Origin of the sequence: Halorubrum sp. Atlit-26R, assembly GCF_003666015.1 — an archaeon.
Lineage (GTDB): Archaea > Halobacteriota > Halobacteria > Halobacteriales > Haloferacaceae > Halorubrum.
Genome location: NZ_QPLT01000009.1, coordinates 132,054 through 153,573 on the forward strand (window position 1 = coordinate 132,054; position 21,520 = coordinate 153,573).

The following is a 21,520-nucleotide window of genomic DNA, read 5'->3' on the forward strand; positions in this document are numbered from 1 at the left end:
TTAATATGACGACACAAGGAGCTAATCTGAAACAGGCAGAGCGCACAGGTAGAAATAACAACATTATCCAGCCAAAGGGAAGCGGGAATACCGGCGGATCGAACGTAGCTGAATTATCTCGTTCGGAGATTGAAGAGTTAGATCCTGAAACGGATATTGTAGTAGAAGAGTTGGAAGGTGGAAATCCTAGAATCCGCGAAAGAAAGGAGGATGAGCGATATATCAAGGCGGATCTGGATTCTAATAAGGTTCAAAAATTTTTCACGGACGACGAGATTGAAGAGCTTCAAGATCGGGAAAGGACGCTAAAAGGAGAGTCCGAACCCGAAGATATCGATGAAGTATGGGACGGAATTCGTGAGGGTGTGCGAAAGCATAACAAGGAGGTAGCAAAGAACAAGAAGGAGCTAGAAAAGGAGAGAATTCGAGAGGCGTACCGCGATCCTGTCATGGACCGTAAAGTCCGGGACATGACGGGCGAAATGCTACAGCGAGTAATGTCTGACGACAATAGTTCTCACGTCGATGAGGCTGAATTACAAGAAGCTCTTGAGACAGTCGAAGAGCGTTACTCTAGCTTTCTAGAAGAGTCTGAACCCGAGATAAAGGATCCTTCTACTGAAATTGAGGAATTAGATGAAGGACTTGAGGCATGGAAGGATTCTGACAAGGAGTATTGGCATGATTTCGTGGAGGATTTGAATCAATCCTCCACGAAATCAATGTATGAGTCGGTCGGTCCAAACTCCAAGAGAGTCACCACACAGGATGAAGAGCTAATGCATGCTCTGAGGAACTATCGGAGCGAACCCTTCGATGGGGAAGTAGAAATTGAAAAGGACTCTGGTTCGACTGTGATAGCAGTTGTGAGAGAGGATTAAGATAATGCCTCACTCAAAATGCCCTCGTTGTGGTGATCCTTCCTATCAGGAAGAAGAAGTTCCGGGATCTCCAAGTGGGATTGGTTACACGTTCTTTTCTCAATGTCGAAACTGCGGGTTTGCCAAATGATCGATAACGTCCCTTGTCCCCGATGTCAGACTGATATAGCAGTATCAGAGGATAATCTTAATCTCTCTTTTCTCGGAGATGCGAAGCTCTGTCTTACTATTATCACCGATTGTCCCAAGTGTGACTTTAACCGCGGATTCAAGGAGTATTTAGCAAAATGACCATAGTTACCACAGACTCTTATTTCACCTCAACTGTCGATGATCGCCACTTGGAGGAAATCAAAGAGGATCTACATGAAGATAATGAGCTAATCGGTTACTCTAGAGACGAATTGGAGGGTAATGTTACTGTCATAATTGACATTTCTCGCTTCGAAAAAGAAACTAATCTCCGATATTATCACTAGGAGCAAAACAAAACCAAGGAGGAAAGTTTAAAAACCTCCTTGATTCGAAACAGTCAAAGCAATTTAAATTAAGAACCCAAATTATTTAATTCTTTTGAATTTAGTCCAATATATTTGGACATCTGCTAATAACTAAGAGCAATAGCTTACGATGAATGAAAAACTGAGAGCTTATTCGGTCCCTCAGTTTTTGTTTGCTTGGGCAATAGCACTTTAATCTAAGAATCCAATCTTTAAATATCTTTCTAAATCTTTTAATATCCTAATATTTCAGACTAAATATTAATATGTGGATAATTAACGTACTTATTTTTTAGAAAAATAGAAGGAGTTTTAACAAGCACTTGGCAAGATTTTTAAACGATGAGATTCTAAAGTAAGTAAGAAAGAATCTAAACGAATGCGGATTTAAATCGCATATCTATGCGATGAAGTAAGCAAAATCGGTTGTGGTGGCACACAACCGGAGGAAGCAAGCATATGACTTCTATTTCCTAACATGAGTAAATTACATCCCCAAGATAATAAATGTATTGGTTCAGCGGCACAAGCAACTGAAATATCGAAATATGTCGAGTTATTCGATGAAACCCCTGTATTCCATTCCATCCAACCAAGAACGAAAGCCGGGTTCGGTGGTTGGAATAATCCAGATAGGCTCAAAACAGCGAGAGAGATGGGCTTTCTGTTATCCCGAAAACGAAATATCGCTATCAGGCTAGGGATCGATACTGAACGAGGCTATACAGTCGTTTTCGATAAGGAGAGTTACGGTGATATTCCTGATAACCTCCTACAGTCAATCTCTGAATTGGCTCTGATATCATGGCAAAGTCAATCCGGTGGATCCAATCACCTACTAACAGTTACTCAGGATGCGTATCAGCATTTGGACCAATTCAAACAAAAAGTAACGTTCCAAGGAGACAAACACGACTTAGAGCTTCTTACCTCTGGATATGCACTTGTCCCACCATCGAAGATAGACGACAATCACCAATACGACGACTTGGAGACTAACGCTCAAGCTCCCACCGTAGAAATCGATTCTATCCGAGAAATTCTGAACGATATACCAATAGAAAAGAAGTCCGAAGGGTCGGGTAGTGGTAAGGGTCATAACCAGAAGGAAAGGGAAGAAATCGATACTCTACCCGACTCATTCGATATTGAATCCTACTGCGAGGATAACTTACCGGGGACGGATTCATTCAGGGATAGGCTAAGACACGTCATTCATGATAACGATAAACTCAAGCAACTATGGTTTGCTCAACCCGAAGATCGATCACGGAACGAAATAGAACTAAGCAGAGAATTGGCATGGCGCTTCAATGCCGACAGAAAGATTGTTCAACACATCTTCGAAGAGGAATTACCGATCTTCCGTACTGAACAACTAAAGTATCATGAGAATGAGACTCATGCTAAAGACGTGTTGAATTTTGAAGAGTATGTTTCACGACCCTACTACATTAACGCTCTGTCGTTCAATTTCAGAGAACAAGTGGCGGAATACTTCCTTGAAAATGAAGATGTGGAGGCTAATGAACTATACGATCAAATATACAATATCAAAACTAAGGATTTATATCATGAAGATAGCATCAAGAAAGGATTAGGAATTATGATGGAATTAGAATTAATTGAAAGAATTTCCCACGGGGTTTACAAGAATAAAGATATAAATACGGAGTATGTTGAAGAGTTAACTAGACTAAATAACGATGAAAGTTACAAGCCGATCAAAGAATCCTATGAGAAATAATAGTAATAGAAATACTATGTTAACTAACTCTAATAACTACTATACTACTGTCCATGATATACCACGGTTCGATTTTCAGGCAGTACAACCCTCTAAGACCATCGAAAACGGCATACACCTTATATACTCCCTATGAGCGACTTAGATTACCATCGAATATGCCGGGAGGTATTGGAGGATCGACCAGAGGGATTCAGCGTTAGCAAGATCGTCGTTAACTTGGATCACTTGGAATTTGACGTGCCAAGGAGACTCCACACTAGGATCTTCGGGAGTTTTCACGAAACTGCCATGGGCTATCTTCAAGCCCCTCTACTCATCGAGCAGAACGACTCTCTCGATGAGCTATGGACATACGAATTGGAATGTAACTGTGGTCAGACTCCTTTGTTTGATGAATCGAGTGACGAATATTATTGTCCTTTTTGTGTTGAAGATAAGGACTCAATTTGGGACTACTAACTATGAGTTTATCAGTAAATAACAACGACGATGGAACCGACATTAAACTAATTCGCTGTGCGATTTCTGACGAGAATTTGATCGAAGCTCTAGAGAACTACAGCTATGATAAGAACTATCAAGAAAAGAAGCTGGTTGAGGTAGCACTTGGAAAGCTGCTTGAAGAGGAAGGATATCTATGATATTCACTCTCCTTTCATCGTTCGGCTTTGGACTTGGAGCGACTTTGCTAATCTTTGGCTCAATCCTTTGCTATCAGGTGTTTTTCGGGGAGAGGGGCTTTGGCAATTCGTTAGTGCCTATGGGATTGAGCTTCGGGATGTTGAGTGTAGGATTCTCTCTGCTATACGGAGTAATTCTCTAGAATCTTTGAATGGCACAGAGCGTTAACAAAAATCACTCTTGAGGGTGGGACAAGTGGTTTGCCCCTCATCATCATTTGAAATCTTATTCTATCTACTATATGTACAACTGAGTCTCCTTAGAATCCATTTGCTCCTTGGTCGGCTATTCGGATTTTCCTGCCTCTTCTAGCAAGTGTTCTGCAAACTCTTCGGCTCCTTCATTTGAAAGCCTCAAGTTCACGGTCCCGTCGTCAATGTCTATATCTACATGGTCCCCATCTGACTCGACACTAAACGACATATTGCCTTCCTTGCTGATTTCTACCATACTTGTTCTTTACACTAGAACTTGTTAAATATTTGCCTATTAGTTGTCAGTCTTGCTCTCTTATTTCATCAATCAAATCCTGTTTTTCTGCTTCAAGTTCAAATGTCCACCTTGCTAACCGATATTCCATTAGGAATACCAGAACAAAGGCAAATACCCACATAGCCGGATCTGAAAAGTTTTCAATAAAATACCAAAATACCCCGGCGTATATTACCCATGACATCCTTGTGAGAGCTATTTCAAAAGAGACTTTCTGACGTTCGTTCATAGATAAAAGATGCGGAATAATTCCAGCCAAAGTAATCCGATCGTCAACACGGTAAGAGCTACAGTCAACCATAGCAGAAGTTCGTTGGTCGTTTGCTGCTGTCGCTCTGTTTTGATGTTATGAGCTAGCTCTAATCCCTCTTGTGTAAGACCGGGGACCGGAACATTTCTATCAGCATCAAGATCGTCAAAACCACCGTATCCCGTGTTTCTATTAATTTTCACAAGACCAACTTGCTCTAAATTCTCAACTATCGGCATGATATCCTTGTCAAACTTTGGCTCTACTTCTCGATAAAAACTAACAGCAGGAGTCACAAACTGGTTAGCCTCTCGCGCACTTAGCATTCCGCTACTCACTTCCGGATCAACTATGATATGATTCTCATACATAGCTTCTAGAACTTTGACCCAATCTTCCCGTTCATCTTTGCTAATTAGAGGGATATTCATAGCAGAAACTTTGTTCAGAATAACAGTTATCCTTTTCTCTCTTTCAGGAAAATCGCTAGACGCAAGGCAGATCATACATTGGGGGGTAGTTAGGTATGCTCTCCCCGATTTTGACACTCTCAAGCTCTCTTCTTACTATATTCTAATTTTATTGCTATTGGGCATATCTTTGAATTGGAGATGTAGATTGGCAAGCTAAGGGGATTGTAAGGGTCAATATCAACGGATTAGGGATTTAGAGGAAGGGTGATTATCGATGTTTAGCAGGTAGATAGTACAATACTCCCTGATTTCGTAGGATAGACTATATCCTACCCTCAAATCCACATGAGCGACATAAATCGCCAAATCCCCTTTGAAACTAGGATTTTAACTTATTTCTATTTACAATCTGCCATTTCAATCTTGAATGTAACTATGGTTGTTTACTTATCCAATTATCAAGTCACAATCGATATATTTTTAAGTTTCTGATTCGTAAATATACAGTAAGGGCAAATTCATGTCCTTTCCCCTTTGTGGGAAAAAGAAAACCTCTTCCTCGCTCTTCGCCTTCTTGGTGTTTCAAGAGTAGGTCATAACCCTGCCTTGGGGGTTTTAATACAAGGCCACTTTCGGGAGGTTTTCTGTTTGCTAACTCTTCCCACCACAGGAATGTACAACCATTATATAAATTTCACAGAATAGCATTATTTACCCAAATCGCATGACCGGAGAGGGTTCGGAGATTAGAAAGAGAATGTGAATTCAGAACATCTATATTCATCTCCTATGGCTCGGAACAATGTATAAGAAGTATAGCGTTCTGCGTTAAATGCGGTCCATCTACGTTGTCCGGAGGTGGCCCTGCTTGGGTTCGTACACCTCGCCCTTCGTCCGGAGCTTCTCGATCTCCTGCTCCGCCTTCCCCGGGTCCATCCCGATCTCGCCGGCGCGGTCGAGCACCTCGTCGACCGGCGCGCCCTCCTCGTACTCCTCCTCGATGTCGGCGATGAGCCCCTTGATGTTCTTGATGCGGTCGCGCTGGCTCTTCGAGGTGCCCGTCTCGACCACGTCGGCGTCGAACTGCCCCGTCTCGGGGTCGACGCCGATGTCCTTGAGACACGACTCGACGATGTCGGTCGCGCGGTCGGCGTCCTCGCGCTCGACGGTGTCCGACAGGCGCACCCGCGCGCTCGCCTCCGAGAGCCGCACCATCGCCTCTAGCTTCCGCGCGGTCACCGGCACCGGCGCGTCCTCGTCCGCGCCCTTCGAGCGCAGGTCGACGTAGAAATCCTCGATGAGATCCTTCGCTTCGTCGGTCATCGTCGGGAAGCAGGACCGCTTCGCGTGGGCGATGTACTTCCGCAGCAGCTCCGAGTCGATCTCCGGCGCCACCTCCTCAGTCACCGCCGCGACCTGCTCGGAGGTGAACTCCGAGCTCGCCAGCTCCTCGCGCTGGGTGTTGAGCTCGCCGGCGTAGTTCGTCTTGATGATGTGTTTCGCCAGCCGGGAGTCGTGCTCCGGGTCCGGGCTGTCCGTCACCGTGAAGATGAGGTCGAACCGCGAGATGAGCGCCGGCTCCAAGTCGATCTGCTCGCCGATCGGCTCGTACTGGTCGAACCGGCCGTACTTGGGGTTCGCCGCGCCGAGCAACGAACACCGCGCCTTCAGCGTCGCGTTGATCCCGGCCTTCGAGACGGAGATCTTCTGTTGTTCGAGCCCCTCGTGCATCGCGGAGCGGTCGGAGGAGTTGTGGACGACGAGCCCGTTCGCGACGAAGTTGTGCGTCCCCTCGACCGTCAGGTCGTACACCCGCGGGCGCTCCCCGTCGTCGATCCGCGTCAGTATCGACCGCAGCTCTTCCCTGACGGCGGTCACCCCGCTCGCGACCGCCTCACGCACGTCGCCGAGCCGGTCGGTCTCGACGGCGCCGGAGAGCCAGCGCGACACGGTCGCCTGCGTCACGTCCAGTCTCGACGCCACGTCCGCCTGACTGACTCCGTACGCGTCGACCGCCGCCGACAGCTCCGTCCGCGTCTCGCCGACCGGACCGCGGTCGAGGAGTTCTCGCGCGCGTCGTTCGACCGTCTCGGTCGGCCCGCCGATGACGTCGGCGAGGCGCTGCCGGAGCACCTCGCCGCGGTGCTCGACCGACTCCGGGGGAACCGTCTCGACCGACTCGACCCGACGCCACTTCACGTCGCCGCGGACGAACCCTCGGAGGTCGTCGAGGTCGGTCTCCGCGACTTCGGTGAGAACCGCTCGGAGTCGCTCGGTCACCGTCCGACGGACCGCCTCGCTCTCGCCCCACTCGCGGGAGATCTGCTGTTGGGACAGCGCCGTTCCCTCGGCCAACTCGGACTGCGTGACGTGGTATCGACTCCGAAGCTCCGAGAGGGTCTCCCACGTCGTCGTCTCGTCGAGCGCGTCGCGGTCGTCGTCTGCGCGCTCCCGGCGGTCCTCGAACCCGGCGAGTATCCGCTCGGCACGGCGGAGCGAGACGTTCGCGGCCCCGCTCTCGAAGTCGTGGTACGTAACCGCATTCACTCCGCACTCGCTCTGGTGGAGCCGGAGCGAGTCGCGACACCGCGCCAGCACGTCGTCGACCTCCGGGACCACGTCGAGGATCGTGCGGTCGCCGTCGGCCGCGTCGACGACGCGGTCGAGCGCCGCCGCCTTCCGTGCCGCCGTGAACCCGACGTACCGCCGGAACGCCGCGAGCGAGTCCGCGTCGGTCACCGTGAGGTAGTACACGTCGCGGCCCCCATGCCGCTCGCGGTGCTGGAGCTGGCTCGACACGCCGAACTGTAACAGGAGGTTCCGCGTTCCGTCCAGCAGGTCTCGGCTCGCCGACGCGATCCGAACGTTTCCGGCCGACTCGTCGACGTGCCCCTCGCTGTCGGCGAGCGCGCGAACGAACGCGGCCTTCGCCGCGCGGCCCCCGGTCGAAACGGCGGTCGGGAAGCACTTCCCGTCGTACCGACCGAGGTTCATCCCCGCGTCGAGGACGGCGTCGGCGTGTTCCTTCCCGGTGACGCGGACCGTTTCGACGCCGTCGTCGCGCTGTTCGCTCGGCGGACGGGTCGGCTCCGCGTCGAACGCCGCCCGCGCCGCGCGCTCGAAGTCGTCCAAGAGCTCGTCGTCCGCGTTGGTGAACCGGACGCCGTAGACGCCCTCGTCGCGGTCGTAGTAGACGTTCCCGTCGCCGGAGAGGTACCCGAGGACGCTCGCCATGGCGGCGTCGACGCCGTCAGCGTCGATTCCCTCGCTGTCCACGGGTTCGGTCGTCGGTCCATCTCCGCCGCTCGCGGCCACCGCTCCGCCGTCGGCGGCCTTCGTCGGAATCTCTCGGGGAACGTACACCCAGTCGCCGTCGTCGAGCGCGGCCGCCTCGCGCTCGACGCGCTCGCCGTCGTCCAGGACGAAGAACGGGTGGTCGGCCGTCGCGGTCAGTGACTCCCCGGTCTCCGTCGTCACCCGGGTCAGCTCCGACGGCGCGTCGTATTCGTGGACCGCAGAGACGGAGCGCTCGACGAGGTTGCCGTCCTCGTCCATCGACCAGACGTCGAGGTCGACGTCGCGGACGCGGCGACCGTTCGAGAGCTCCTCGACATCGCCGTCCTCGGCGGCCTCCCGCGACAGCTCGTCGATGCGCTCGACGCGCCCGTCGGCGAGCGAGACCAGCGTGTCGCCCGTGACGCAGTCCATCTTGTCGAGCTCGTCGACTGCCGCAATTCCCTTGTCCGCGAGGACGAGCGCGCCGGCTTCGAGGGACCACTGCTGGCCGTCGCCGAAGTCGTCCCGGACGGCCGCGGCCGTCAGCCCCGCTGCGGACGACCCCTTCCCGGACGTGTACACCGAGCGCGGTGCGATGTTTTCTACGTACGAAATCATCTGAGATTTACCTGTACCAGGGTCACCGATCAGGAGCATGTGGAGGTCGCCGCGGATCCGCGACCCGTCGGGGAGGTGTTTGGTGACGCCGGAGAACAGCTGGAGGATCATCGCGAGCTTCTCCTCCTCGTAGCCGTAGATGGCGGGCGCGATGGAGCCGACCATCGCCTCGTAGATGTCGTCGCGCTCGGAGAGCTCGATGATGTCGCGTTTGTCCGCTTCCGTGATGTCCATGTCCTCGAACTCCTCGTCCTCGATGGCGATGGAGACGCCGTCCATGTAGAGGTCGAAGATGGCGGACTTCTCGTTGCCCTGCTCGACCTGCTCGATGTGGAGGACGCCGACGCAGGTGACGTGGTCGCCGGGGCTCACCTCGCCGGTGATGTCGTCGACGATGTCGACGTCGATCGACTGGGGGGTCTCGCCGCCGCGCAGTCCCTCGGGCGACTCCTGGATGCGGAGCTTCTGGGAGTCGACGAACTCGGACTGGTCGAAGTTGACGCGGAACGGGCCCTGCCGCTCACAGCCCTGACACTCGTGGGGCTCTTGGAAGCCGCCGTCGGACTGCGGGATGTACGTCATCGTGCCGCAGCGCTGGCACTCGAAGGCGGCCTCGGTCACCTTGGGGCGGACGTCCGTGGCCTTCCGGACGATGCCCTGGATCGAGACGAGCTTGCCGATGTGGTCGTCGTGGACGCGGATGCCGCGGATGTCGACGCTCTCGGGGAGGTCCTCGATGCGGACGTGCGCGCGGCCGAGGCTGACGTCGGCGGGGAGGTCGTAGAGCCGCAGCGCCTCCTCGGCGTACTCGCGCATCTGCTCCGGCTTGTTCAGGAAGTCCTCGGCGAGGTCGCGGTCGAACTGAAAGAGGTCGTCGTAGGAGACGTACAGCGAGCGCTGCTCGTTGGGGTACCGCTGCGCGAGCTGTCCGATCTCCTCCCGATAGTAGTTGCGATAGAACTGAATGAACCGCTCCGTGAGGTCCTGGGTGCCGGCCTGAGCCATTGCGACACCACTTCGTCGGCATCACGTATGAACCTCCGGTTCGGGGCGGACGTGGTCGCGGCCGCCGTTTCGCTCCGACGATCCGTCCCCGACTACGCGCGCCCGACGAACGTCGCGTCGGCGGAGGTGCGCCCCTCGTTGAAGGAGAGCACCTTCGCGCGGATCACGTCGCCCGGTTCGAGCCCGCTCGGGATCTCCTCGGTGAAGACGACGAACCCCTCGACCTTGCCGACGGCGACCTCGTCGCCGGAGTGGTGCTCGGTCAGCTCGGTGACGCCGAACTCGTACGTCTCGCCGATCTCGACGGGCGGTTCGCGCTCTTGGGCCGCGTCGTGGGCGCGCTTCGACTCGCGCGCGTCGGCCGACGGTCCGCGGAGCCGGCGGGCGAGCACGAACAGCGCGAGCACCGCGACCGCGGCGGCGATACCGACGACGAGCGGCGAGGTGGGAATCATACCCGCCCGGTCGGCCGCGGTCGCCTAAACGATGTGGGTCCGCGGCGGCGCTTCGGCGCCCCGCGGCTTCGCGCTTCGCCGCTCGGACGGTCCGATTCTCCTCGCGCCCGCATGAGAAACGCCTTTGCCCTCGAAGCCCCCCTCTCGATCCGATGCGACACAGCCGCGGTTCCCGACGACTCGCGCACGGGTGTGGTGTGCCGTGAAGGTCGCGGACGCGGTGCCGGAGTTCGCCGACGCCTTCGGGTTCGACGAGTTCAACCGGATGCAACGGGAGGCGCTCCCGGGAATTCTGGAGACCGACCACAACGTGGTCGCCTCGGCGCCGACCGCCTCCGGAAAGACGGCGCTCGCCGAGCTCGCCATCTGTAAGACCCTCTCGGAGGGCGGCACCGCCCTCTTCGTCGCGCCGCTCCGCGCGCTCACCAACGAGAAGGAGAGCGAGTGGGAGCGGTTCGAGGAGCTGGGCTACTCCGTCTACGTCGTCTCCGGCGAGCGCGACCTCAACCCCCGCCGCGCCGAGCGGGCGGACGTGCTGGTGACGACCCCCGAGAAGGCCGACAGCGCGACGCGGAAGCACGACTCCGCGCGCTACTCCTTCATCACCGACGTGGACTGCGTCGTCATCGACGAGGTCCACCTGCTCGATTCCGAGAAGCGCGGCGCCGTGCTGGAGGTCACCGTCTCCCGGCTCCGTCGGCTCCAGGACCCCCGCGTCGTGGCGCTGTCGGCGACGATGCCGAACATCGACGACGTCGCGGAGTGGTTAGACGCGCCCGCGGAGACGACCTACGCGTTCGGCGACGAGTACCGCCCCGTCGACCTCGAAACGGGCGTGAAGACGTACTCGCACGGGTCGAACGCCTTCGCCGACAAGTACCGGCGGCTCTACCGCGCGCTCGACCTCGCCGAGCCGCACGTCCGCGAGGACGGGCAGGCGCTCGTGTTCGTCTCCTCGCGGCAGGACACGGTCCAGGCCGCGAAGAAGGCGCGCGACGAGATCACCGAGCGCGACATCCCGATCGACTCCCGAGACGACTACGACTTCCACAACGAGGCGACGGAGCTGACCAACGACACGCTCCGGCAGTCGGTCACCGACGGCGTCGGCTTCCACCACGCCGGCCTCGGCAAGGACGACCGCGACCGCGTCGAGGAGTGGTTCAAGCAGGGGAAGATCAAGTTCCTCTTCTCGACGTCGACGCTCGCGTGGGGGGTGAACCTCCCGGCGCGCTGCGTCGTCATCCGCGACACGAAGTACCACGACCCGCTGGAGGGGGAGACGGACATCTCGCCGCTCGACGTGCTCCAGATGCTCGGCCGCGCCGGGCGCCCCGAGTACGACGACGTGGGGTACGGCTGGGTGGTCTGCGACCGCGCCGACGCCGACAAGTACCGCAAGCTGCTGCGCGACGGCAAGGAGATCGAGTCGCGGCTCGCGGCGGACCTCGAGTCCCACCTCAACGCCGAGATCGCGATGGGCACCATCCGCGGGCTCGAGGACGTGATGGCGTGGTTAGAGACGACCTTCTACTACGTCCGCGCGCAGTCGCAGCCGGAGCAGTACGACTTCCCGACGCTCCGCGACCGCGTGCGCGACACGCTCGAATCGCTCGTCGACGACGGGTTCGTCGCGGCCGACGACAATCTCGCGATCGAGCCGACCGGACTCGGGCGACTCGCCTCGAAGTACTACCTCCGCTTGGACACCGCCCGCCGATTCCGACGGCTCGCCGACCGCGAGACGCTGACGGTCGATTCCGTCTTGGAGACCGTCGCGTCGGCCGGCGAGTTCGACTCGGTCTCCGCGCGCTCCGCCGAGTCAGACGCGATCGACCGAATTCTCGACGGGCGCGACACCGACCTCGAAGACGGTCACCGCAAGGTGTTCGCCATCCTGCTCGCCGGAATGGCCGACTCGATCCCCAGCGACCTCCGGTCGGACGCGTGGGTGATCCGGCAGAACGCGCTCCGACTGCTCGCCGCGCTCGCGGAGTTCCTCGACCGCTTCGCCGGCCCGCGCGCCGCCAACCTCGCCCGCCGCGTGGAGGCGCGCGTCGAACACGGCGTCTCCCGCGAGGCGGTCGCGCTCACGGCGATCGAGGGGGTCGGCTCCGGCCGCGCCGAGCGCCTCGCGGACGCCGGCCTCACCTCTCCGGCCGACGTGGTCGACGGCGGCGCGACCGAACTCGAAAACGCCGGCATGAGCGCCTCCGTCGCGGAGCGCATCGTCGAGGCCGCGCGCGACTGTCCCCGGGTCGACGTCGACTGGGGCGAGTTCCCGGACAGCATCGCGGTCGGCGAAAACGAGATGTGCGAGGTCGCCGTGACCGCCGCCTCCGGGAGCGCCCGCGCCGGGATCCGCGTCACGGTCAACGACGTGGAGATGACCGCGACGACGACGTACCTCGACGGTGAGGCGACGGTCCCGGTCGGCGTGTTCGGCACGCCCGACGCCGACGAGCTGGAGTTCGTCGTCGAGGTCGTCTTCCCGGACCTCCCGCTGCTGCCGGTCACGGCGACGCGGACGGTCCGGGTGGAGTAGGTCACTCCTCGCGTTCCCGCTTCGTGACGTCCACGTGGTACCCGTCGAGAACGTCCCGCCCGAGCAGCACGGGATAGTTCATGTGGCTCCGGTTCTCGACGCTCGCGGTCACGGTCTGCCAGCGGTTCCCGATCTTCACGTCGACCTCGACGAGCGGGCGCCGCTGTCGCTTCTGGTGCGATCCGGACTTCACCCGGACCGTCTTGAGTATCGGCCCGGCGCCGGTCTCGGCGGCGACGTCGAAGTCGATGCTCGTCCGCCGAGCGCCGGTGTCCGACTTGGCGACCACGTCGACCGCCCGCTGGCCCGCGCTCACCGTCACGGCCTCGGTGTAGCCGATCGTCATCGGTTCCTCCGGCTCCGGATCGATCGAGGGCTTACAGTCAGGGACCGAATCGTCCAGAACCGACGCGAGGGACGTGACGCGGTCGCGATCGACGCTGCCGCCGCCCCGCTCGATAGCGAGCGCGGCGATGTACGGCGCCGGACTGATCCCCGTCGCCTCGAAGAGCCCCTTGAATCCCGCCGTCACGTTCACCTCGAGCACGTACCAGGCGCCGTCGCGACGCAACAGGTCGACGCCGGCGTAGTCGAGGCCGAGCACGTCGGCCGCCTCTCGTGAGAGTCGCGCCGCCTCCTCGGGCAGGTCGGCGGTGAGGTCTTCGACCTCGCCCCCGAGGGCGACGTTCGTTCGCCACTCGTCCGACGGCGCGTACCGCTTCATCGCGCCGACGACGCGGTCGCCGACGACGTACGCGCGGACGTCGAACGGTCGCTCGGTGCCCGTGTCGATAAACTCCTGTAAGAACGCCCGACGGCGAGCGATGTGCGGAGCGACGACGTCGTCCGCGCCGACGACCGCCATCCGATTCCCGTTCGTCCCGATCGCGGACTTGTGGACCGCCTTCTCGCTCGTGAGGCGGTTCCCTTCGTTGATCGTCCGTTGGCTGAATGCGATGTACGCGTCCGGGACCGGAATCCCCGCCGTCGCGAGCCTCGCCGCGGTCCCGTACTTGTGAAGCGCTTGGACGACGACCTCGGGCGGGTTCAACACCGCGCGGGACGCTGCGTAGGCCGTCGCGATCCCGAGGTCGTCCAACGGCTCGGCGGCCTTCGTCATCAGCAGTCGGTTCGCGACGACATCCACGTCGGGGTCGAACCGGAGGCTCTCGTCTTCGATCCACGATCTGGTGTTCTCCTCGCGGAGCCAGACCGGCTCGTGTCCCAGCGCCCGGACGGCGTTGAGGATCGCTTTGGTCTCTTTGCTGTTGTGGAAACTCAACACGCCCACTCGAACCGGGGACGCTCCGTCGGCCGTCACCGACGGGTCCGAACCGGAGCCCTCTCTCATACCTGCCCTCCCAGAGCGATCTTGCTAAGTTAACCACACAATACCCGGTGTAAAGAGCGGCGACCGGGCGGCCGGTCGCGCGGAGCGGCTCGCCGCCGACCGCTTTTCACCCATACCGCGGCCACCGGTCCCATGCCGCAACGACTCCGCGTGCTGGCCGGCGACTGCGAGGTAACCGACCGCGGCGACCGCACCCGCACCCACCGCGGGCGCGTCGTCGTCCTGATCAAGCCCGACGACACGACGCTCGTCCACGACGCCGACGGCTACCAGCCGGTCGCGTGGCTCACCCGCCCCGAGAGCGTCGTCGTCGAGGGCGACGGCGACGGGTTCACCGTCACCGCCCGCGACGGCTCCCGCCGACTCCGGGTGGTCGCCGAGGAGGCGACCGCGAGCCGCGCGCTCCCCGTCACCGAGGCGGGCGTCCCGGTCGGGACCTGCCCGGACGACGGCGGACCGCTCGTGCGCTCGCGCGGCGACGTGGTCTGCCTCGACTGCGAGACGCGGTGGGGGCTCCCGGCGGGCGCGAGCGTGACGGACGCGACCTGCGACGACTGCGGGCTCCCGAAGATCCGCGTCGAACGCGGCGAGCCGTTCCACCTCTGTCTCGACCCCGCCTGCGACCCGATGGAGGACGCCGTCAGCGACCGCTTTGACGGGGTCTGGGACTGTCCGGACTGCGACGGCGACCTCCGGGTGCGCTCCGCGCCCGGCCGCGTCTACCTCGGCTGCGAGAACTACCCCGACTGCGAGACCACCTTCTCGTTCCCCGCCGGCGTCGTCGTCGACGAGTGCGACTGCGGGCTCCCCGTCTTCGAGACGGCCGCCGGGCTGGGCTGTCTGGACGGGACCTGTCCGCTCGACGGGCACAAAATAGACGGCGAAAAGACGGGGAACGGAACGGCGGAAGCGCCGGATCCGAACACCGGATAGCGTCGACTACTCGGCGAGCTGCTGGCGCCCCGGCGCGATGAGGCGGTCGAGGTACTCCGCGAGCGCGCCCTTCGCGTCCGCGGGGTGGAGATCGCTGGACTCGAGGTCGGCCTCCAAGTCGTCGTAGGCGTCGTACTCCAGGTTCCCGCCGTACTCCTCGGGGCGCTCGACGGTGACCGCGTCGAACCGCGGGAACACGTGGTACTCGAACACCTGGAGGACGGGGTTCTCGCGCGACTCGCCCTCGTCGGTCGGCTCGGGGTCGGCCGTCGGCGGGCAGTAGGCGTCGTTCACCTTCGACTCGATGTCCTCGCGGGAGTCCTCCATCGAGATGGTGACGCCCTCGCTGGAGGACATCTTCCCGCGGCCGGTGCCGAGGTCGGCGATCAGCGGCGTGTGGAGGCTCGTCGGCGGCTCCCGGTCGATGCTCGGGAGCACGTCGCGCGCGAGCATGTGGACCTTGCGCTGCTCCATCCCGCCGACCGCGAGGTCGACGCCGAGGTACGGGATGTCGAGCGCCTGCATCAGCGGGTAGACGGCCTGCGACACCTTCACCGAGTCGCCGGAGGTGATCTCGGCCATCGCGCGCTCGGCGCGGGCGAGGGTGGTCTCCAGTTCGAGGGCGTGGAGGTCGAGCGTGTAGTCGTCGTCGAGCTGGAAGTCGGAGCCGAGCACGAACTGCGTGTTCGACTCGTCGAGCCCGTACGCGATGAACTGGTCGCGCATGCGCTCGGCGGTGTGGCGGATCTCCTCGAACGACCCCTTGTCGTTGAGGTAGGCGTGTACGTCGGCCAGCAGTACGGTCACCTCGAAGCCGGCCTCCTGGAGGTCGATGAGCTTGTTCGCGGTGAGCATGTGACCGATGTGGAGCACGCCCGAGGGCTCGTAGCCGACGTACGCCCGCTTGCCCTCGGGGTCGTCGGCCAGCGCCTCGATCTCCGCCTCGGTGACCACCTCGGCCGCGTTCCGGGTGATCAGCTCGTGAGCGTCCATACGTCCGACTGTGCGTTACCGGACATATGACTTCTGGATGCGTGCCGACGGATCACGCGGAGCGCCGCCAGCGCGGCCGTCGGGCGCTCGCTCTTCGGGTTCGAGGCGACCGCGCCGCCCTCACTCCTCCGTCTCGGGGAGCGTCCGCCCCGCCCGGTGTTCGGAGATGATCCGGTCGATCCGCTCGGCCTTCTCGTCGCGCCGGCGCTCCTCGGCGCGCTCCTCCCACTCGTTGACGGCGGCGGCGAGGTCCTCCTCGCTCGCGACCGCCAGCTCGTCGACCTCGCGGACCGGCACCGCGTCGGCGGGCACGACGGGGACCGCGCGCTCGAACAGCACCTCGTCGGCCACGTCGGAGAGGTTCCCCTCGCCGCGGATCACCGCCCGCGGCTCCGCCTCCGCGAGCCGCTCCGCGGTCCGGCGGCCCGCCCCGGAGGCGTCCCGGAGGTACACCACGTCGCCGGCGACGAGCCCGTACGCCTCGTCGGCGGCGTCGAGCGCGTCGAGCGTGAACTGCTCGACGACCTTCACGCTCACGAGCCCCTGCCCCTCGGCGACGTCGCCGAAGTTCGAGTGGTCGAGCCGCCACAGCTCCTTCAGCGTCTCCACCTTCCGTTCCAGGTCTTCGACGCGCTCGCGGGCCTCGTCGCGCTCGCGCTCTAACCGGTCCGTCTCGCGTTCCAGCCGCGAGACCGCCCGCCGGGTGCGGGCCTCGATGCGCTCCTCGCGTTTCGCCTCGTCCAGTTCCGACTCCAGCTCCGCGATCCGATCGTCGCGCTCGTCGAGGTCTTCCTCCAGCGAGTCGGCGTGCGACTCCAGCCGGTCGACGCGCTCGCGGAGCCGCCGGATCGTCTCCTCCTCCTCGGTGCGCTCGGGCTCCGTGGGGTCCGTCTCGTCGGCGTCGCCGCCGTCGTCGCCGTCGCCGCCGTCGTCCTCGCTCAGGTCCTCGATGACGGCCTCGACCGACGACTCGCCCGCGACGACGCCGGCGATCACCGCCCCGCGGTCGAGCCGCGGCGGCGTCTTCGCCGCGATCCGCTCGAACTGGTCCTCGTGGTCGTCGTAGGCGTACAGCGCCGCGGCCAGCGCGTCGCGCTCGTGATCGTTCGCGTAGCCCGCCTCGCGGGTGCGGTGGAGCTTCTCGTCGACCGGGAGGTCGGTGGTGGGGCGCCAGCCGGCGGCGTCGAACGAGCGCCGGAACTTCTCGACGGTCTCCGGCATCGGTTCGACGTCGGCGGCGACGATGATCGGACGCCCCTGCTCGACGATCCACTCGGTCACCTCGGCGGTGTCGCCGGTTCGCGAGGAGTACAGCGCGTGGACGGTGCCGTCGAGGCCGACGACCGCGGCGGCGGTGGTCGTCCCGGGGTCGATCCCGACGATGACGCGGTCGCGCCGCTTCACTAAGGGCTCGTACTCGATCCCGTCGCGGCGCTCGCGCTCGACCTCGACGCGCACGTCGCCGGCCCGGGAGTTCGAGACGGGGATGTCCTCGGGGCGGGCCTCGACCGTGAACGTCGCGTTCGCGTAGCCGCCGTACTTCTCGGTCACGTCGCGCTCGAAGTCGAGGTTGGCCTCCTTCAGCTTCGACTGGACCTGCCGGGTCCGCTTCCGGACGTTGCCGTGGATCCGTCGGGTGTAGCGGTCCTGACTCCACCCGCCCTTCCCGGTCGAGCGCCCCCGAGACACCTTCACCCGCGTCTCGTCGGTGAACGCGGTCACCTCGTGGCCGACGTTGGCCGCCGCGAGCCGCGCCGACGCCTCGGCCTCCTTCATCGGCTCCTTGCCGTACGGGATGCCGTGTCGCGAGGCGACCCGCGAGAGCGGCTCCGGGCGCTCCGCGCCGGTCACTTGGACGAGCCGGGTGCCGTCCGGGAGCGACCGGAGGAACCCGACCAGCTCCCCTTTGTCCGCCGCCAGCTCGTAGGCGTTGTCGGTGGCGACGTAGAGGGGCTCGCGGTCGTCGATCAGCCGGCAGAGCTTCCGGAAGGAGACCACGTCGCGGGTGACCCGCGCCATCGGCCCGTCTGCGTCCGGGGCGTCCGGGTCGTCCTCGTCGACGGGGTCGAGGACCACGAGGGCGTAGGAGGGGCTGTCGCCGCGGACGTCGCCGCTGTGGACGTCGACGCCGAACACCGGCCGGTCGCGGGCGCGGATGGTCCGGGTTGTCACGGGCCGAGGTAGGTCGTTGCCGCGTATATACCCCACGCCGGGGGCGGGGGTCGCTCGGCGTTAGGCCGGCGAGCGGTCAGAGTATCCGCGGCTCGTCGCCCGCCCCCTGCTGCCGGCCGCTGATGATCCCGGGCGTCCCGCCGGTCTGGATGATGTTGAACGCGGTCATCAGGTCCGACCGCGAGATGAGACCGACGAGCTCGCCGTCGGCGTCGACGACCGGAAGGCGCCCGACGCCGTGTTCCTGCATGGTCTGGAGCGCGGTCAGGGCGTCGGCGTTCGGGTCGGCGGCGACGAGGTCGGTCGCCATCACGTCGTCGACGCGGTAGGCGTCGCGCTCGACCTCGCGGACCGAGCGGGCGTCCTCTAAGGTGACCATCCCGACGAGCTCGTCGCCGTCGAGGACGGGGTAGCCGGTGTGGCGCTCCTCGAACATCCGGCTCATCAGGTCGGCGACGGAGGTGTCCTCCGACACCGTGTGGAGGTCCCCGCGCGGCGTCATGATGTCGGTGACGGTGACGCCCTCGAAGGCGGCCTTCAGGGTCGTCTGCTGCGCCTCGCCGGAGGCGGCGATGTAGACGAAGAAGGCGAGCACGATGAGCAGCAGCTGGAAGGTGAACAGGCCCACGATCCCCATCAGGAACGCGAACACCTTCCCCACGGCGGCGGCCCGCTGGGTCGCCTGCGCGTGCGGCTGGTTCCGCGCGAGCAGCGCACGCAGGACCCGGCCGCCGTCCATCGGGAACGCGGGGAGCATGTTGAAGCCGGCGAGGACGACGTTCAACAGCGCGAGGTAGCCGAACACGAAGAGGAGGGCGTCGGAGCCCCCCGCCCCGACGAGGACGACCCCGTAGCAGGCGACCCCCACCGCGACGCTGACGAGCGGGCCGGCGATCGCGATCCAGAACTCGTGTTTCCAGTCCTCGGGGAACTCGGCGAAGCTGGCGAGCCCGCCGAGCAGCCACAGGGTGATCGACTCGATCTCGTAGCCGTAGCGCATCGCGACCAGCGAGTGGCCGAACTCGTGGAGCAGCACCCCGACGAACAGCCCCACCGCGGCCGCCAGCCCGAGCAGCCACGGGGTGTTCCCGGCCGCGACCGCGCCGGCGTCGATCCCGAGCCCGGCGACCTCGTTCATCACCTCGGCGATCTCTCCCACCTGTCCGCCGATGAGGTACGCGAACAGGGGTAAGACGATCAGGAACGTCCAGTTGAGCCGGATCGGAATCCCGAACGCGCTCCCGACCTTGATTCCACGCATGCCATCGAGTTCGGGTGGTGATCGGTTAAATACACGGGCCCCGTCACGGACAGCCATGACCGATGCGAGCGACCCGGACCCGGTCGTGAAACGCGCGGACGAAATCTCGTACGAGCCCGCCGACGCCGCCGAGGGACTCTCGAAGGGCGTCCTCCTCGACGAGTCCGACGGCGCCCCGAACTTCGCGATACGCCGGTTCGAGCTCGCGCCGGGCTCCGAGGTCCCGCGCCACACCAACGCGGTCGAACACGAGCAGTACGTCCTCGCCGGCGAGTACGTCGTCGGGATCGGGGACGAGGAGCACGCCGTCTCGCCCGGCGACGCGCTCCTCGTCCCCGCGGGCGTCGAACACTGGTACCGCAACGAGGGCGACGAGCCCGGCGCGTTCATCTGCGCGGTGCCGAACGGCGACGACACCATCGAGCTCGTCGAGTAGGAAGTCGAGGCCGACCGCGCTCGCCGGGGTCGGAGCGGGAGGCGGCCCGCTACTCCAGTGCCCCGACGCGGTCGGCGACGTACCCGAACTGGTCGCGGTAGCCGTTCGGCGACAGCAGCACGGGGTAGAAGGGCTCGTCGGCGAGCAGCGGCTCGCCGTCGGCGGCCGCGAACCGCTCGCCGGACTCGACGCGCTCGAAGTTGCGCGCGAACACCTCGTACGCCTCCGCCTCCGGCTTCGGGATCCGCTCGCGGAGCCGGAACACCGGAACGTCCTCGCGGCCGCCGACGTCGAGCACGTCGTCGGCGCCGGGCGCGGAGACGGCCCCGGTCGCGGCGAGGAACGCCCGCGCCAGCCAGTAGGCGTTGTCCGCGGCGGCCTCCGAGCCCTGGAGCCCGGCCTCCACTTCGAGCGTGTGCGGGTGTTCGATGAGCCGTCCCTCGGTGAACGCGTCGGTCTGGATCACGGCGTCGACCGGGAGGTGCGGCGCGACCGCGCGCGTCACCTCGTCCATCGAGTCGATGACGGCGAACGGCTCGGCGTACGACTGCGTCGAGTGGACCGCGAGGGTGGTACACCCCGCTACGGCGTCGACGAGGTCGGCCGCGAGCCGCACCTCGTGTGCCTCCGCGTCCCGATTCCCCGGGAACACGCGGTTGAGGTCGGCGTCGAGATACCGCTCGCCGGCGTCGAGGGCCTCCTCGTTGGCGACGATCAGCCGCACCGGTCGCTCGGGGTCGAGGTCCGCGTCGAGCAGGCGCTCGACGGCGCGGGCGCCGCAGGGCTCGTCGCCGTGGATCGCGCCGACGACGGCGACCTCGGGCTCCCCGTCGCCCAGATCGTGAACTTCCATACGACTCGCAGGCGCGCGGCGGATAAGTGGCGTTCGGATCCGCGGCGGGAGATCGACCGTCGCCGCTCGGGTCGGCCGGTCCCCTCAGTGCTCCTCGTCGACGCGCTCGGCGTACTCGTAGTCGGCGGGGTACGCCGGGGGACGCGCCCCGTCGAGGGCGATCCGCCAGTCGTCGACCGCGCTGGGGTCGTCGAGCGCGGCCCGGAGCGTCTCCCGGACGTCGTCGACGTCGACCCCGTAGAAATCTCTCGGGACGCCGTCGAGGTACTGGAGGGCCGTCTCGAACAGCGACCGCATCCCGGTGTCGTTCTCGAAGTCGACGCGCTTGTACGCGCCGGCGGCGACCTGAACCATCCCGTGGAGGAATGCGCTCTCGACGGTGCCGCTGCCGTAGTTGTACCACTCGCTCTCGAAGCAGTCGTGGCTCTCGTGGTAGGCGCCGTCGTTGAACAGCCGCACGCCGTGTTCGGTCGCGCGCCGGAGCGTCGCGTGCTCCCAGTAGCCGCCGACCACGCGCGCGTCAGGCGGGCCGCCCGCCGACTGGTCCTCCTCGCCTGCCCCGGACTCGTCCGGGGCGCCGTCGCCCGCGTGCCACCCGGTCGGGTCCCCGAGCGGCGGGGCGACGCCCGGGTCGCGGGTGTGGTCGTCCATGTGC

At 62.4% G+C, this 21,520-nt stretch carries 17 protein-coding genes; 6 read left to right on the forward strand and 11 right to left on the reverse strand.

Going from position 1 to position 21,520, the window contains the following annotated elements:
- Positions 1-5: 5 nt before the first annotated feature.
- The 3 genes from DVK07_RS22180 (at position 6) to DVK07_RS22190 (ending at position 3,772) form a co-directional block, all read left to right on the forward strand.
- On the forward strand, positions 6-881 hold the full coding sequence (locus DVK07_RS22180) for a hypothetical protein (RefSeq protein ID WP_147441148.1): 876 nt from the start codon (positions 6-8) through the stop codon (positions 879-881).
- 978 nt (positions 882-1,859) lie between these two features.
- Positions 1,860-3,128, forward strand: a complete 1,269-nt coding sequence (locus tag DVK07_RS22185) for a hypothetical protein (RefSeq protein ID WP_147441149.1) — start codon at positions 1,860-1,862, stop codon at positions 3,126-3,128.
- Between the two features lie 464 nt (positions 3,129-3,592).
- Positions 3,593-3,772, forward strand: coding sequence for a hypothetical protein (locus DVK07_RS22190; RefSeq protein WP_147441150.1), 180 nt, complete (start codon positions 3,593-3,595; stop codon positions 3,770-3,772).
- A 325-nt stretch (positions 3,773-4,097) separates the two neighbouring features.
- Here the strand turns inward: DVK07_RS22190 and DVK07_RS22665 are convergent, their stop codons facing one another.
- The 5 genes from DVK07_RS22665 to DVK07_RS11680 all read right to left on the reverse strand — a co-directional run bounded on the left by DVK07_RS22665 (position 4,098) and on the right by DVK07_RS11680 (position 10,321).
- Positions 4,098-4,262 carry a hypothetical protein gene (locus tag DVK07_RS22665; RefSeq protein WP_158603150.1) on the reverse strand — a complete coding sequence of 55 codons (165 nt, stop codon included), beginning with the start codon at positions 4,260-4,262 and terminating at the stop codon, positions 4,098-4,100.
- Positions 4,263-4,308: 46 nt separating this feature from the next.
- Positions 4,309-4,533: a hypothetical protein gene (locus DVK07_RS22195; protein WP_147441151.1), complete on the reverse strand. Its 225-nt coding sequence runs from the start codon at positions 4,531-4,533 to the stop codon at positions 4,309-4,311.
- Positions 4,530-4,985, reverse strand: a complete 456-nt coding sequence (locus DVK07_RS22200) for a hypothetical protein (protein ID WP_147441152.1) — start codon at positions 4,983-4,985, stop codon at positions 4,530-4,532. Before DVK07_RS22200 ends, DVK07_RS22195 begins: the two co-directional genes overlap by 4 nt.
- An 825-nt stretch (positions 4,986-5,810) precedes the next feature.
- The gene (locus tag DVK07_RS11675; RefSeq protein ID WP_121597219.1) at positions 5,811-9,866 is read right to left on the reverse strand and encodes an LAGLIDADG family homing endonuclease; all 4,056 of its coding nucleotides are present in this window, start codon (positions 9,864-9,866) and stop codon (positions 5,811-5,813) included.
- 92 nt (positions 9,867-9,958) lie between these two features.
- Complete coding sequence (locus tag DVK07_RS11680) at positions 9,959-10,321, reverse strand: TRAM domain-containing protein (protein WP_121597220.1); 363 nt, start codon at positions 10,319-10,321, stop codon at positions 9,959-9,961.
- 202 nt (positions 10,322-10,523) lie between these two features.
- Between DVK07_RS11680 and DVK07_RS11685 the strand changes: the two genes are divergently transcribed.
- The gene (locus DVK07_RS11685; RefSeq protein WP_121597221.1) at positions 10,524-12,866 is read left to right on the forward strand and encodes a DEAD/DEAH box helicase; all 2,343 of its coding nucleotides are present in this window, start codon (positions 10,524-10,526) and stop codon (positions 12,864-12,866) included.
- A 1-nt stretch (position 12,867) separates the two neighbouring features.
- On the opposite strand, the gene DVK07_RS11690 is transcribed toward DVK07_RS11685, so the two are convergent.
- Entirely contained in the window at positions 12,868-14,217 is a 1,350-nt protein-coding gene (locus tag DVK07_RS11690; RefSeq protein ID WP_121597222.1) for a RimK/LysX family protein, read from the reverse strand.
- Between the two features lie 132 nt (positions 14,218-14,349).
- Here DVK07_RS11690 and DVK07_RS11695 point away from each other — a divergent pair, with 132 nt between their 5' ends.
- Positions 14,350-15,150, forward strand: a complete 801-nt coding sequence (locus DVK07_RS11695; protein WP_121597223.1) for a topoisomerase DNA-binding C4 zinc finger domain-containing protein — start codon at positions 14,350-14,352, stop codon at positions 15,148-15,150.
- Between the two features lie 6 nt (positions 15,151-15,156).
- Here the strand turns inward: DVK07_RS11695 and DVK07_RS11700 are convergent, their stop codons facing one another.
- The 3 genes from DVK07_RS11700 to DVK07_RS11710 form a co-directional block, all read right to left on the reverse strand.
- Positions 15,157-16,143: a tyrosine--tRNA ligase gene (locus DVK07_RS11700; RefSeq protein WP_121597224.1), complete on the reverse strand. Its 987-nt coding sequence runs from the start codon at positions 16,141-16,143 to the stop codon at positions 15,157-15,159.
- A gap of 120 nt (positions 16,144-16,263) precedes the next feature.
- Entirely contained in the window at positions 16,264-18,315 is a 2,052-nt protein-coding gene (locus DVK07_RS11705) for a DUF460 domain-containing protein (protein ID WP_121597225.1), read from the reverse strand.
- Between the two features lie 76 nt (positions 18,316-18,391).
- On the reverse strand, positions 18,392-19,576 hold the full coding sequence (locus DVK07_RS11710; protein ID WP_121597226.1) for a CBS domain-containing protein: 1,185 nt from the start codon (positions 19,574-19,576) through the stop codon (positions 18,392-18,394).
- 55 nt (positions 19,577-19,631) lie between these two features.
- Between DVK07_RS11710 and DVK07_RS11715 the strand changes: the two genes are divergently transcribed.
- The gene (locus tag DVK07_RS11715; protein ID WP_121597227.1) at positions 19,632-20,012 is read left to right on the forward strand and encodes a cupin domain-containing protein; all 381 of its coding nucleotides are present in this window, start codon (positions 19,632-19,634) and stop codon (positions 20,010-20,012) included.
- Positions 20,013-20,061: 49 nt separating this feature from the next.
- On the opposite strand, the gene DVK07_RS11720 is transcribed toward DVK07_RS11715, so the two are convergent.
- Both DVK07_RS11720 and DVK07_RS11725 read right to left on the reverse strand, forming a co-directional pair.
- Complete coding sequence (locus tag DVK07_RS11720) at positions 20,062-20,865, reverse strand: succinylglutamate desuccinylase/aspartoacylase family protein (protein ID WP_121597228.1); 804 nt, start codon at positions 20,863-20,865, stop codon at positions 20,062-20,064.
- Between the two features lie 84 nt (positions 20,866-20,949).
- Entirely contained in the window at positions 20,950-21,516 is a 567-nt protein-coding gene (locus DVK07_RS11725) for a DUF309 domain-containing protein (protein WP_121597229.1), read from the reverse strand.
- Positions 21,517-21,520: the final 4 nt, after the last annotated feature.